Raw genomic sequence first — 13695 nt, forward strand, 5'->3', positions numbered from 1 at the left:
GCGTCAGGTAGTGCTCGAGGAAATATCGATGCGGGACGACGATCCCGAGGATCTGCTGGGCGATCTGTTCCTCGAAGCCATGTTCGGCGATCATCCCGTCGGCAGACCCGTCATCGGCACGGTCGAATCGATCGAATCGATGACGCGCGCCCAACTTCGCTCGTTCCACAGCCGGCGCTACACCCCGGATCGGATGGTCGTGGCGGTTGCAGGCAACGTGGACCATCGACGAACCGTCGCGCTGGTCAAACGGGCCTTCGCGCAGCATCTGCACAAGGGTGTGCACCCGGTCCCGCGTCGTGAAGGCGCTGTGCGGTTGCGTGATCAGCCCGAGCTTCGGTTCGTCCGTCGCGACAGCGAGCAGGCTCATCTGGCCCTCGGCGTCCGCGCGTTCGGGAGGCACGAAGGACATCGGTGGGCACTGTCGATCCTCAATGCGGCGGTCGGTGGGGGACTGTCCTCTCGGTTGTTCCAGGAGATCCGTGAGGAGCGCGGATTGGCCTACTCGGTGTACTCCTCGGTGGACACGTTCGCCGATTCCGGCGCGTTCTCCGTGTACGCGGGATGTCAGCCGGAGAACCTGGCCGAGGTGACCACCGTGATCCGGGAAGTCCTGGCTCAGGTCGCCTCCGACGGCATCACCGACGACGAGTGCGCGCGAGCCAAGGGATCCCTTCGTGGAGGGCTCGTCCTCGGGCTCGAGGACACAGGTTCGCGAATGAACCGTATCGGTCGGAGCGAACTGAACTACGCCAACCACCGGGATATTTCCGACACGCTGTCTCGAATCGATCAGGTGACGGTCGAGGAGGTACGGGATGTGGCAAGGGTGCTACTGACCCGTCAATTCGGCGCAGCTGTCGTCGGTCCGTACAAGAACGCCCGCCAGTTGCCTGCGTCGGTCAAGTCGATCGTAGGTTGAGGTCCCGGGCGACTACAGTTGAAGAGACGTACGCCATACATCTCTTCTGAAGTGGGGTTCCACATGTGGTACTGGATATTCAAGTACGTGCTCATCGGACCCATACTTCGCGTTCTGGGTAGACCCCGTGTCGAAGGCGCACACCACCTACCCGCGTCGGGGCCGATCGTTCTGGCAGGCAACCACCTGACCGTGGTCGATTCGTTCTTCCTGGTCCTCGTGGTCAAGCGCCGGATCAGGTTCGTGGCGAAGAGCGAGTACTTCGAAGGCGGAGGAATCAAGGGGCGGTTCATTCGCTGGTTCTACACCAGCGCCGGGCAGGTACCGGTGGACCGATCCGGCGGTGGTGCCGGAGACGCAGCACTGGATGCGGCGCGGAAGATACTAGCCGACAACGGAATCTGGGCGATCTACCCGGAGGGAACCCGGTCGCCTGACGGTCGCCTGTACAAGGGCAAGACCGGAATGGCGCGGGTCGCCCTCGAATCAGGGGCACCCGTTGTGCCGGTCGTGATGTTCGGTACCGAGAAGTTCAACCCGGTCGGCACTCGTATCTGGCGTCCAGCGAAGATCGTCGTGAGATTCGGTCCCGCGCTCGACTTCTCACGCTACCGCGAGTTGTCCGCACATCACGCAGTCGTGCGCTCTGCAACGGACCAGGTCATGTCAGCCCTGATGGATCTGTCCGGGCAAGAGTACGTCGATACCTACGCGGCAAAGGCAAAGGCGAAGGCCGCCTGATCAGCGCGTGCGGCTCATCAACAACTTCCACGGCACGAGTGCCGACTCGAGTTGAACCGACAGGCTCATTTTCGACTCGCCATCGTTGCGTTCCTCGAAGCGAATCGGCACCTCGGCGATCTCGAGACCCCGGCGGACCGTTCGGTAGTTCATCTCGACCTGGAACGCATAGCCGTTGCTCTCGACCGAGGTGACGTCGATAGCGCGCAGAGTGGAGGCATGCCACGCCTTGAAGCCCGCAGTCGCATCCTTGACCCTCAGCCGAAGAATGGTGTTGACGTAGAAGTTGGCCCAGGCGGACAGCGCTTTCCGATGCCAGGGCCAGTCGCTTGCCACTGCGCCACCCGGTACGTAGCGCGATCCGAGCACCACAGCGGCGTCGGTCTCGGTGAGCGTCCGGATCATCAGGGGAATGACGTCGGCTGGATGTGACAGGTCGGCGTCCATCTGCACGACGATGTCGGCGCCGTCGTCGAGGGCGCGGGTCATCCCCGCCACGTAGGCCCGGCCGAGGCCGTTCTTCTCGGTGCGGTGCAGCACGCTCACCGGCGGAGTCGAACCTGATTCCGCCATCTCGTCGGCGATTTTGCCGGTGCCGTCAGGAGAGTTGTCGTCCACGACGAGAACATGGAGGTTGTCCAGTTTCAAGTCCGCGAGCATCTCCACGAGCTTGGGGAGGTTCTCGCGTTCGTTGTACGTGGGCACGACAACGGTCGTCTTCGGAGCGCCGCTGGGATAAGTCACGCTCGTATGATCCGTGATCGAGGTAGCTAGAACCAAATAACGGACATCTCGACCGTGGCCAGTTCAGCGTTTTCCCAGCTCGAAGCAACCTGGATCGACATCGGAGTTGTGTAGGTCACACTGCTCGATGTCGACTCGTACGGGGACTGGCCTTCCGGTGGGCCCAGTAGATGGCGCACGAGGAGTGTGGCGAGTGCGGCCAGAACTGCTACGACGACGATCACGGCGACAACTGACAGAATTCTCTTCGGACCTCCGAAGAGTTCGTTCGAACTCATTTCTCCATCATGGGCCATCACGAGGTGAAACGTACCTCGTCGTCGGTGCTGTCGATCACTACGGAGTTCCCGCCGCGGCGCTTGGCCTCGTACATCGCTGCATCTGCGCTGTCGAGCAGCTCGTCGAGTAGAGCGCTGACCGGCGGAGTGTCCACCCTTCGATGATGAATGCCGATGCTCGTCGTCGTGCGCCCGGCGGCATTGCACCCGGGTATTTCTTGCCTGAGTTGCTCGGCAGCGATCGAAGCGGCGTCGAGAGAATCGGTGGTCACGACGACGAATTCTTCGCCGCCGGTCCGTGCAGTGATTGCGGGTGCAGGGAAGACCAGATTCAACTTTTCTGCGGTTCGCCGAAGTACGTCGTCGCCGAAACTGTGTCCGTGGTTGTCGTTGACCGATTTGAAGTTGTCGAGGTCGGCGACGAGTACTGCGATGGCCGATACATCGTCGAACAGTGCGTCGACCGCGGATTCGAGCCCGCGACGGTTACGGAGTCCGGTCAACGGATCGAAATGCGCAACGGCGGCATCCCGCCTCAGGAACGTCAGGTATGCCTGCGTCAGGACCGGCGAGGAGACGAGGACCATCACGAGAACGATGAGGTACGCCGTGCTCTGGCGGGCTGGAACATCGGTGTACAGGAGCAGTTGGGCGTAGAGGACGGCGCAGGTTGCCAATGCCCACACTTGATGAGCCACGAATACGATCGTGTTGTGGAAACCCGCGAGGTAGTTGCCCACGACACCGAGAAGTGCCGCGCACAGCATCGCGACCTGAGGATCTTCGAGAGCGATCAGCACGCTAGTGACGCCGACTTCGGCGTACGCGATGAACATGAGCGAGCCTCGGTACGTGAGCCAAGGGCCACGAACCCACCTGATCCCGACAACGGTCGTGCTGACGGCGAAGGCTCCGACGACTGCGGGCGGCAGCCAGCCCGGTGACAGGACGGGAGTGGAGAGCGCAAGTACGCAGATGAGGCCGTAGGCCCAACAGCACACGCCGATTGCGAGCCTTGTTCGGCGGAGTACTGGATGTGACTGGGCATAGGTGACGTTCCACGCGTAGTCCGTCGGCTGCGTCCACCACTCGCGCAACGCAATCATCGATGGACCTTTGCACTCGGGAGCTTGCGATTGGATCGACTACGAACTCGGAGCGGGTCAACGGACGAACACGGCAGCGCTCTCCGCCATGCTCAGCAATGGTTGCGGAAATACACCGAATGCGACGGTAGTGAGGACACCGAGTCCGATGGCGAGCGACGTTGCCGGCCCTGGGGTGACCACCGTCGGACTGTCATCGGCGTCCGAGAAGAACATCAGCACGACCACGCGCACGTAGAAGACAGCGGCGATTGCGCTGCTCAGCACGCCGACGATGACGAGCGCGGTAGCGCCGTTCTCCGCCGCCGCCTGGAATACGGCGAGCTTGCCGATGAATCCGCCCGTCAACGGTATTCCGGCGAAGGACAGCAGAATCAACGCGAATGCGGCGGCGATCACAGGTGATCGGCGTCCGATCCCGGCCCAGCGCGCAAGCTCGGTTACTTCGCCGTCGTCGTCGCGCACCACGGTCACGATCGCGAACGCGGACACCGTGGTGAATCCGTACACGAACAGGTAGAACAGGATTGCAGCAAGGCCCTGCGTGTCCAACGCGATGAGTCCGGTCAGTATGAACCCCGCGTGCGCAATCGAGGAGTAGGCGAGCATGCGTTTGATGTCGGTCTGAGTGACGGCGAGGACGGCACCGACCAGCATCGTGGCGATGGCCACTGCCCACAACGCCGGGCGCCAGTCGTCTCGTAGCCCGGGCAGAGCGACGTAGAACAGACGCACCATTGCTCCGAAGGCGGCGATCTTCGTTGCGGCGGCCATGAACGCCGTGATCGGCGTCGGCGCGCCCTGATAGACGTCGGGAATCCAGGAGTGGAACGGTATGGCCCCCACTTTGAACAGCAGGCCGACACCGACGAGCGCCGTGCCCAGGACGGCCAGGGCGTCGTTGCCTGCACCGATCGCGATGGCGTCGCCGATGGCGCCGAATTCGAGCGTGCCCGCATACCCGTAGAGCATCGCGGTGCCGAAGAGGAAGAACGCCGAGGAGAACGCGCCGAGGAGGAAGTACTTCATCGCCGCTTCCTGCGACAACAGTCGGCGCCTCCGTGCCAGTCCGCACAGTAGGTAGAGCGGGAGAGAGAACACTTCCAATGCGACGAACATCGTCAGAAGATCGTTCGAAGCGGGAAAGAGGAGAAGCCCGCCGAGCGCGAACATCGTCAGGGGGAACACTTCCGTCAGTGCTGCCCCCGCCTGCGACGCTTGACGCTCTGCGAGGCTGCCGGGCACGGCCGATGCCTGCGGCGCGAAGGAATCGGCGTGCGTTCGTTCCAACGAGCGCTCACCGACCATCAGCAGTGACGGCACCGCGACGAGCAGCAGGGTTCCCTGCAGAAACAATGTCGGCTTGTCGACAGCCACTGCGCCCATGACTGCGCGTGTTCCCGGAGATCCGGACTCGGCCACCGCAACTGCCACGACCGCCACCAGCGCACCGACGGTTCCACAGAGGGCGAGTGTCATCTGGGCTCGGTAGCGAATCGAGGACGGCGCGAACGCTTCGATCAGTACTCCGATCAACCCGACAGCGAACACGATCAGCATCGGTGACAACAGTCTGTACTCGATGCTCGGGGCGGTGAGGATGCCGTCGTTCATCGTTGGCCTCCGGTCTCGACTGCGGTGATCGTGGTCTCCACGGCGGGCGAAACGATGTCCAGCAGGGGCTTGGGATAGACGCCGAGGATGATCAACAGTGCGATCAACGGCGCCATGACCGCAAGCTCACGGGGAACAAGGTCTTTCATGCCGTCGTTCTCGGCGCGCCGTGGGCCCGTCATCACCCGCTGATAGAGCCACAGAACATAGATCGCGGACAGTACGAGCGCGGACGACGCCACCACCGCAGCGACATGGTACTTGGCGAATGTCCCTATCAGCACCAGGAATTCGCTGACGAATGGTGCCAGGCCAGGTAGTGAGAGTGTGGCCAGGCCGGCGACGAGGAACGTACCGGCGAGGACGGGCGCAACCTTTTGGACGCCGCCGTAGTGCGCGATGACGCGGGTGCCTCGACGAGACACCAGGAAGCCGGCAACCAGGAAGAGTGCAGCGGTCGAGATCCCGTGGTTCACCATGTAGAGAGCCGAGCCCGCCTGACCTTGACTCGTCATGGCGAAGATGCCGAGGATGATGAATCCGAAGTGCGAGATCGACGTATATGCGATGAGTCTCATGACGTCTGTCTGCGCGATCGCGAGAACGGCACCGTAGACGATGCCGACCACGGCGAGCGTGACGATCACCGGCGCGAAGTATCGCGAGGAGTCGGGGAACAGTTGCAGACAGTATCGGAGCATGGCGAACGTGCCGACCTTGTCGACCACCGCCATCATCAGGACCGCGGTCGCTGGTGTCGACTCGACAGCGGCATCGGGAAGCCACGAATGGAACGGCCACAGTGGAGCTTTGACGGCGAATGCGAACATGAAGCCCAGGAACAGGGCATTGAGTACACCTGGACTGACGTCGAGTCCCTCGTTCGCTGCCATGACTGCGATGTCCCGGAACGAAAAAGTTCCGGCGACGACGTACAACCCGATCACGGCAGCGAGCATGACCAGTCCACCGACGAGGTTGTAGAGCAGGAACTTCACCGCAGCTGCTGCTCGCCCCGGGCCGCCGAACCCACCGATCAGGAAATACATCGGAATGAGCATCGCTTCGAAGAACACGTAGAACAGCAATACGTCGAGAGCGCAGAAAGACATCAATACCATCGATTCGACGATCAGTATCGATGCGACGTACACGTGCGCCGACTCGCCCAATCGTGGATCGTTCCATCCGGCCACCAGCAGCAGCGGAAGGAGCACCGCGGTCAGCAGAACCAGAACCAACGCAATGCCGTCGACGCCGAGTTCGTATCGAGCTCCGAAAGACTCGATCCACCAATGCGATTCGACGAACTGATAGTTCTCCCCGCCAGGATCGAACTGTACGACGAGAACGACAGCCACAGCCAGTGTCACCAACGATGCCGTGAGTGCGCATGTCTTCGCGAGCTGGGGCCGTGACCGCGGGGTCACGAGCGTCAGCACGGCGCCGATCACCGGCAACAACCAGTGCGTCGTCAACCACGGAAAGTTGGTCACCACACCATCACCGCCACCATCATGGCGAGGACGATTGCCGTACCCGCGAGCATCGTGAGTGCGTACGAACGGACGTAGCCCGTCTGTAGCCTCCGGATTCGTATGGACAACCCAGCGAGACCTGTTGTCACACCGCGAGTGACACCTGAAACGGCGACTTCGTCGAATCGTTCCGTTGCACGGGTCAGCTGCATTCCCGGCCGCATCAGTAGGGCTTCGTTGACAGCGTCACCGTAGAGATCCGCTCGTGCTGCCGACGTGAGCGCCGACACCGATTCCGGCGCGACAGCCGGTACCGGAGTGCGCGCGTATCGCTTGTACGCGAACGCAACTCCGATGGCGACGACGGAGAGCGCCAGTACCGTCACCACCCACGCCGGAAGTGCATGTGCCTCCTCGGCCTCACCGACAACAGGCTCCAACCACTGCGTCAACGAGCCGCCGACAGTGAACAATGCTCCCGCAGCGACCGAACCCACGGCGAGAACCATCATCGGCCCGGTCATGGTCGAGGGCGATTCGTGTGGATGCACATCGGATTCCCACCGCGGCGCACCGAAGAAGGTCATCAGCATCACGCGCGTCATGTAGAACGCGGTGAGTCCGGCACCGGCCAATGTGATGACACCGAGCACGGCACCCTGCACGCCACCCGCACCGAATGCGACCTCGATGATCTTGTCCTTGGCGAAGAAGCCCGAGAACGGTGGAACGCCGATGATCGCCAGATACCCGAGCCCGAACGTCACGAAGGTGATCGGCATTGCAGTTCGCAGGCCACCATACTTGCGCGTGTCTACTTCGTCGTTCATACCGTGCATCACCGAGCCTGCCCCGAGGAAGAGCCCGGCCTTGAAGAAGCCGTGCGCGAGCAGCAGCAGTATCGCGAACGTGTATCCGGCGGGACCTAGCCCGGCTGCGAGGACCATGTAGCCGATCTGGCTCATCGTCGACGCAGCGAGGGCCTTCTTGATGTCGTCCTTGGCGCAGCCGATGATCGCGCCGAACAGCAGGGTGACGGCGCCGACGATCACGACGGCTGTCTGCGCCGCTGGAGCTGCCTCGAAGATCGGACCCGATCGCACGATCAGGTAGACACCGGCGGTGACCATGGTGGCGGCGTGGATGAGCGCCGAGACGGGCGTCGGTCCTTCCATGGCGTCGCCGAGCCAGCTCTGCAGGGGAACCTGCGCCGACTTACCGCATGCCGCGAGGAGGAGAACGAATCCCAGTGCGGTGATCGTGCCAGTGGAGGCATCGTCGACCCCGGCGAAGACGTCGGTGAAGGAGACACTTCCGAAGTTCGCGAACATGATCATCAGCGCGATCATCAGTCCGATGTCACCGACGCGGTTGACGACGAACGCCTTTTTCGCGGCAGTGGCGGCGGACGGCTTGTGCTGCCAAAACCCGATGAGCAGGTACGAGGCCAGGCCGACACCCTCCCAGCCGACGTACAAGCCGAGGAAGTTGTCTGCGGTGACCAGGAGGAGCATTGCTGCGAGGAACAGATTGAGGTACGCGAAGAACTTGCGCCGATCGGGATCTGTGGACATGTATCCGATCGCGTACACATGGATCAACGTGCCGACCCCGGTGATCAGCAATACGAAACACATCGACAGCTGGTCGAGTCGAAAACCGAAGTCCACCTGCAGCTCGGCGACCGGAACCCAGCTGTACAGGGTGTCCGACACTGCGCGGTCGTCGGCGTCACGAGAGAGCATGTCGAGGAACAGCATCACCGCGAACACGAAGGCTGCTCCCGACATCACCGTGCCGAGAACGTGGCCGAAGCGATCGGATCGCCGGCCTGCGAGGAGGAGTACTACGGCCCCGACGAGCGGCAGCCCGGGGAGAATCCAGATGGCGTTCATGTCAGTTCTTCAGCAGGTTGGCGTCGTCGACCGAAGCCGAGCGGCGCGTACGGAAGATGGTCATGATGATGGCTAGGCCCACAACGACTTCGGCGGCCGCGACAACCATCGTGAAGAACGCGAACACCTGTCCTTCGAGGTTTCCGTGCATGCGGGCGAACGTCACGAAAGCGAGGTTCGCCGCGTTGAGCATCAGCTCGATGCACATGAACACCACGATGGCGTTGCGGCGGAGAAGAACCCCGGCCGCGCCGATCGAGAACAGCAGTACCGACAGGTAGAGATAGTTCTCCGGATTCACATCTCACCGTCCCGGTGTCCTCGGTGCATCGGATTCACCGACAGTTCCGACGGCGACCCGTCGGGCAAGCGCGCTGGCCAGTCGACGGCGTTGTGGCGCGCGTACACGCCGGGGCTCGGCATCGGTGTGACGTGGGTGCCGTCCTTGAAGCGTTGTATCGACAACTCACGCTGGCCCTGTCGTTCCTCGAACCGTTCGCGATGGGCCAGAACCATTGCTCCGACTGTCGCGATGATGAGCAGTGCGCCGGTGAGCTCGAAGGCCCACAAGTACTTGATGAAGATGAGTTCGGCGAGGCCTTCGACGTTTCCGCCTGCGTTCGCCTCGTCGAGACCGACGAACTCCGGCCGGCCGGATTGGACCGATGCGTTGCCGATTGCTCCGATGACGACGAGACCGAATCCGACCCCGGCGGCGACAGCCGCAGACCGCTGGCCTTTCAGCGTCTCGGTCAGCGAATCCGCGGAATCGACACCGACGAGCATCAACACGAACAGGAACAGCATCATGACTGCACCCGTATAGACCACGACCTGCACTACACCGAGGAAAACGGCTCCCTGCGCAATGTAGAAGACCGCGAGGATGATCATCGTGACCGCGAGGAACAGCGCCGAGTAGACGGCCTTCGTCGCGCAGACCATCGCGACGGCACCGATCACTGCGAGCCCACCGAGTAGCCAGAACTGGACCGCCTCGGCCGTCGAGGTGGTCACTGAACCGTCCCTCGGTAGTAGTCCGCCGCCGTTGCATTCTCGGCCATGTCGTGTGGTGCGGGTTCCATGCCGGGTTCCAGCGGAGCGAGTAGCCGGTCCTTCTCGTAGATGAGGTCGGCGCGGTTGTCGTCGGCGAGTTCGTACTCGTTGGTCATCGTCAGTGCGCGTGTCGGGCACGCCTCGATGCACAATCCGCAGCCGATGCACCGAAGGTAGTTGATTTGATAGACCTGGCCGTAGCGCTCACCTGGCGAGAATCGTTCCTCCTCGGTGTTGTCCGCGCCCTCGACGTAGATGGCATCGGCGGGACATGCCCAGGCACACAGTTCACAGCCGATGCACTTCTCCAGACCATCGGCGTATCGATTGAGCTGGTGTCGCCCGTGATACCGCGCGGCCGTCGGTGGCTTCTGCTCCGGGTAGTACTCGGTAACCGGCTTCTTGAACATCGTTGCGAACGTGACCCCGAAACCTGCTACCGGGCCTAGAAATTCAGGCATCGCTGCGCTCCTTCTCGGGTTTCGGCACGGTCTGCCCTGGAAGCGGCGGAACTGGGAACCCACCCGCCATCGGATCGAACGGTGGACGCTCGGTCGGTGGACCTACCGGGCCGCCCGGGTCGCGCTCACGATGAAGTCGACGCCAGGCGAGGACCGCCACCAGCAGTGCGACGAGTGCGCTGACCACCACCAGCGTTATGGCGAGCGAACCGTATCCCTCGATGCGGAAGGCGCGCACAGCGGCGACGAGAACGATCCACACCAGGGATACCGGGATGAGCACCTTCCATCCCAGATTCATGAACTGGTCGTAACGCAGACGGGGGAGTGTCGCCCGCAACCAGATGAACACGAACAAGAACACCCACACCTTGAGCGTGAACCACAGGACCGGCCACCACCCGGCATTGGCGCCCTCCCACAGGCTGATCGGGAACGGGGCGTGCCAACCGCCGAGGAACAGCGTCGTGGCCAGCGCCGACACCGTCACCATGTTGACGTATTCCGCGAGCATGAACATCGCGAAATTCAGCGATGAATACTCGGTGTGGAAGCCTCCGACCAATTCGCCCTCCGCCTCGGGGAGATCGAAAGGTGCGCGGTTGGTTTCACCGACCATCGAGGTCAGATAGATCAGAAACGACGGGAACAGAAGGAAGATGTACCAGGTACTCGACTGCGCAGCAACGATTCCCGATGTCGACATGGTACCCGCGTGCAGGAACACCGCAGTGAACGAGAGTCCCATCGCGATCTCGTACGAGATCACCTGCGCGGTGGAGCGGAGGCCGCCCAGTAGCGGGTAGGTCGAGCCCGAAGCCCACCCGGCAAGCACGATTCCGTACACCCCGACCGAGGTGACCGCCAGAATATAGAGCACTCCGACGGGAAAGTCGGTCAACTGCAATGGAGTTCGCTGACCGAAGATCGACACCTCTGGACCGAAGGGAATCACCGCGAATGCCATGAACGCGGGAACTGCTGCGATCACCGGTGCCAGAAGATAGATCGGCTTGTCGACCCCCTTGGGGACGATGCCTTCCTTCAGCGCCAGTTTCACACCGTCGGCGAGGCTCTGCAGCATCCCGGCCGGACCGACTCGATTGGGGCCGACGCGCATCTGCATTCGGGCCATGACCTTGCGCTCGGCAAGAATCGCGACGAGTGGTGTCAAGATGAGGAAGACGAAGATCGCGACCGCTTTGCCGACGACGAGCCACCACGGATCGGTACCGAAGCCGGGAATCACGACGCCACTCCTGCGATACGGACTATCGCACCATTTCCGACGCCGAGTGCGGCGTTCACTTCGGAACCGGGTGATCGTAGTGGTAGCCATACGACTCGATCGGGCAGATCGGTGACCGTCAGCGGCAACGTGATCGAACCCCTGTCCGATGTCACCGTTACCCAGTCGCCGTCCGAGACTCCGATCTCGTGGGCGGTCGTGTCGGAGAGCCGAACAACCGGAGTGCGAGCCGTACCCGCGAGGTGCGGTTCGCCGTCCTGCATACGCCCTGAATCGAGCAGCATCCGCCAGGTCGCAAGCAGTGCTTCACCTGCTGCAGGCGTCTGGACCGGCACGGACGGCCATGTCGGTACCGTAGTTGCGGCGCCGCTCCAGGTCAGGAGCGAGGAGATCTCGTCCTGCGCCGACTTGACGTCGGGAAGTCCGATGGGGCGACCCATGTCGGCCGCGAGTGCATGCAGCACGCGACCGTCGGTCAACGAACGCGTACCGCGTACCGCCGTGTCGAAGGATCGTGGACGGCCCTCCCAGTCGACGAACGTTCCCGCCTTCTCCGTCACCGGCGCGACGGGAAAAACGACGTCCGCGCGATCGGTGATGCCGCTGTGCCGTATTTCGAGGCTGACGACGAACGAGGCGCTGTCGATCGCGGCAGCCGCACCAGCAGGATCGGGAAGATCGGCGAGTTCGACGCCACCGATGAGCAGGGCCGATCCCGACCGTGCGGCCTCGAGAATCTCCGCGGTGCCGAGACCGTCGGTGGCAGGTAGGGAGTCGACGCTCCAGTGATTCTCGAGTTCGGCCCGCGCGCCGACGTCCGAGACCGGACGCCCACCTGGCAGCAGGTTCGGCAGGGCGCCTACGTCGAGCGCGCCGCGGTCGCCTGCTCGACGGGGAATCCATGCAATGCGCGCACCGAGCTTTGCGGCCGATCTCGCGACCGCCGAGAATCCGCCTGGCGTCTCGGCAAGGCGTTCGCCGACGAGGATCACCGTGCCCGGTTCGAGGTCGGTCAGCTCGTCGAGGACCGCGGCTTCGCCGGTCGGATCACACCGAAGCAGTGTGGCACCGAGTTTGATGACGCCGGGAGACGCCCACGGTGCGATGGCCAGGACCCTGTGGCCTTTCGTACGGACGGCCTTGCGAAGTCGAAGGAAGACGATCGGAGACTCTTCCTCGGGCTCGAAGCCGACCAGAATCACCGTCGGAGCCTGTTCCAGGCTGTTGTAGGTGACGTCCATGTCGCGGCCGGCCACGCACGAGGCAAGGAACTCTGCCTCCTCTGCGCTGTGTGCCCGAGCTCGGAAGTCGATATTGTTGCTGTTCAGTGCTATTCGCGCGAACTTGGAATATGCGTATGCGTCTTCCAGTGTCGACCGCCCACCGACCAGGACGCCGATATCAGCGCCCGCAGCTTTCAGGCCGTCGGCAGCGACAGCGATGGCCTCGGACCAGGACGCCGGCTGAAGCGATCCATCCGCAGCCCGAACGAGGGGGGTGTCGAGTCGGTCGCGTTCGGTGACGTACGCGAACGCCCAGCGACCCTTGTCGCAGTTCCATTCCTCGTTGACCGCTGGATCGTCTCCGGCCAACCTACGCAACACTTTTCCACGACGATGATCGGTGCGTTGAGCACACCCACTCGCACAGTGCTCGCACGCGCTCGGCGTCGAGACGAGGTCGTAGGGACGTGCGCGGAACCGATACGCCGCGCCGGTCAATGCGCCTACCGGGCATATCTGGACGGTGTTTCCGGAGAAGTACGACTCGAAGGGCTCGTTCTCGTAGATCCCCACCTGTTGCAAGGCGCCACGTTCGATCAACTCGATGAACGGGTCCCCGGCGATCTGCTGCGAGAAGCGTGTGCACCGGGCGCACAGCACACAGCGCTCCCGGTCGAGGAGAACCTCCGAGGACAGCGGGACAGGCTTGGGGTACGTGCGCTTGATGTCGGTGAAGCGTGTGTCCGATCGACCCGATGACATCGCCTGGTTCTGCAAGGGACATTCACCGCCCTTGTCGCACACCGGGCAGTCCAGCGGATGATTGATCAGAAGGAGCTCCATGACGCCGTCCTGTGCTCTTGCGGCGACCGGCGAAGTGACCTGGGTGCGAATGATCATGCCGTCGGTCACCGTCGTGGTACACGAC

Annotated in this window: 13 protein-coding genes; 2 read left to right on the forward strand and 11 right to left on the reverse strand. The window is 62.8% G+C overall.

All coding sequences use genetic code 11. The annotated features are described in order from the left end of the window. On the forward strand, window positions 1-922 hold a 922-nt coding region (locus tag A2J03_RS15575; RefSeq protein WP_068375629.1), incomplete at its 5' end, for a M16 family metallopeptidase. Between the two features lie 63 nt (window positions 923-985). Next, entirely contained in the window at window positions 986-1663 is a 678-nt protein-coding gene (locus A2J03_RS15580; protein WP_068375652.1) for a lysophospholipid acyltransferase family protein, read from the forward strand. On the opposite strand, the gene A2J03_RS15585 is transcribed toward A2J03_RS15580, so the two are convergent. The 11 genes from A2J03_RS15585 to A2J03_RS15635 all read right to left on the reverse strand — a co-directional run. Next, window positions 1664-2407 carry a polyprenol monophosphomannose synthase gene (locus A2J03_RS15585; protein WP_068375631.1) on the reverse strand — a complete coding sequence of 248 codons (744 nt, stop codon included), beginning with the start codon at window positions 2405-2407 and terminating at the stop codon, window positions 1664-1666. 26 nt (window positions 2408-2433) lie between these two features. Then, complete coding sequence (locus A2J03_RS15590) at window positions 2434-2685, reverse strand: hypothetical protein (RefSeq protein ID WP_156520413.1); 252 nt, start codon at window positions 2683-2685, stop codon at window positions 2434-2436. 17 nt (window positions 2686-2702) lie between these two features. Continuing rightward, complete coding sequence (locus tag A2J03_RS15595) at window positions 2703-3791, reverse strand: GGDEF domain-containing protein (protein WP_068375636.1); 1089 nt, start codon at window positions 3789-3791, stop codon at window positions 2703-2705. A gap of 57 nt (window positions 3792-3848) precedes the next feature. Next, complete coding sequence (nuoN, locus tag A2J03_RS15600; protein WP_068375638.1) at window positions 3849-5405, reverse strand: NADH-quinone oxidoreductase subunit NuoN; 1557 nt, start codon at window positions 5403-5405, stop codon at window positions 3849-3851. After that, on the reverse strand, window positions 5402-6904 hold the full coding sequence (locus tag A2J03_RS15605) for an NADH-quinone oxidoreductase subunit M (RefSeq protein WP_068375640.1): 1503 nt from the start codon (window positions 6902-6904) through the stop codon (window positions 5402-5404). The genes nuoN and A2J03_RS15605 overlap by 4 nt, the downstream gene beginning before the upstream one ends. Beyond that, window positions 6898-8778 carry an NADH-quinone oxidoreductase subunit L gene (gene nuoL, locus A2J03_RS15610; RefSeq protein WP_068375642.1) on the reverse strand — a complete coding sequence of 627 codons (1881 nt, stop codon included), beginning with the start codon at window positions 8776-8778 and terminating at the stop codon, window positions 6898-6900. Before nuoL ends, A2J03_RS15605 begins: the two co-directional genes overlap by 7 nt. A gap of 1 nt (window position 8779) precedes the next feature. Next, window positions 8780-9079: an NADH-quinone oxidoreductase subunit NuoK gene (gene nuoK, locus A2J03_RS15615; protein ID WP_068375643.1), complete on the reverse strand. Its 300-nt coding sequence runs from the start codon at window positions 9077-9079 to the stop codon at window positions 8780-8782. Next, window positions 9076-9795, reverse strand: a complete 720-nt coding sequence (locus A2J03_RS15620) for an NADH-quinone oxidoreductase subunit J (protein WP_068375646.1) — start codon at window positions 9793-9795, stop codon at window positions 9076-9078. The genes nuoK and A2J03_RS15620 overlap by 4 nt, the downstream gene beginning before the upstream one ends. Next, the gene (gene nuoI / locus A2J03_RS15625; protein ID WP_068375648.1) at window positions 9792-10295 is read right to left on the reverse strand and encodes an NADH-quinone oxidoreductase subunit NuoI; all 504 of its coding nucleotides are present in this window, start codon (window positions 10293-10295) and stop codon (window positions 9792-9794) included. The genes A2J03_RS15620 and nuoI overlap by 4 nt, the downstream gene beginning before the upstream one ends. Continuing rightward, window positions 10288-11544 carry an NADH-quinone oxidoreductase subunit NuoH gene (nuoH, locus tag A2J03_RS15630; RefSeq protein ID WP_068375650.1) on the reverse strand — a complete coding sequence of 419 codons (1257 nt, stop codon included), beginning with the start codon at window positions 11542-11544 and terminating at the stop codon, window positions 10288-10290. Before nuoH ends, nuoI begins: the two co-directional genes overlap by 8 nt. Further along, window positions 11541-13695 (reverse strand): NADH-quinone oxidoreductase subunit G (locus A2J03_RS15635; protein WP_068375654.1); only part of this gene is annotated, 2155 nt, incomplete at its 5' end. The genes A2J03_RS15635 and nuoH, both read right to left, overlap by 4 nt.

The sequence above is a fragment of the Rhodococcus sp. EPR-157 genome (assembly GCF_001647195.1).
Lineage (GTDB): Bacteria > Actinomycetota > Actinomycetes > Mycobacteriales > Mycobacteriaceae > Rhodococcoides.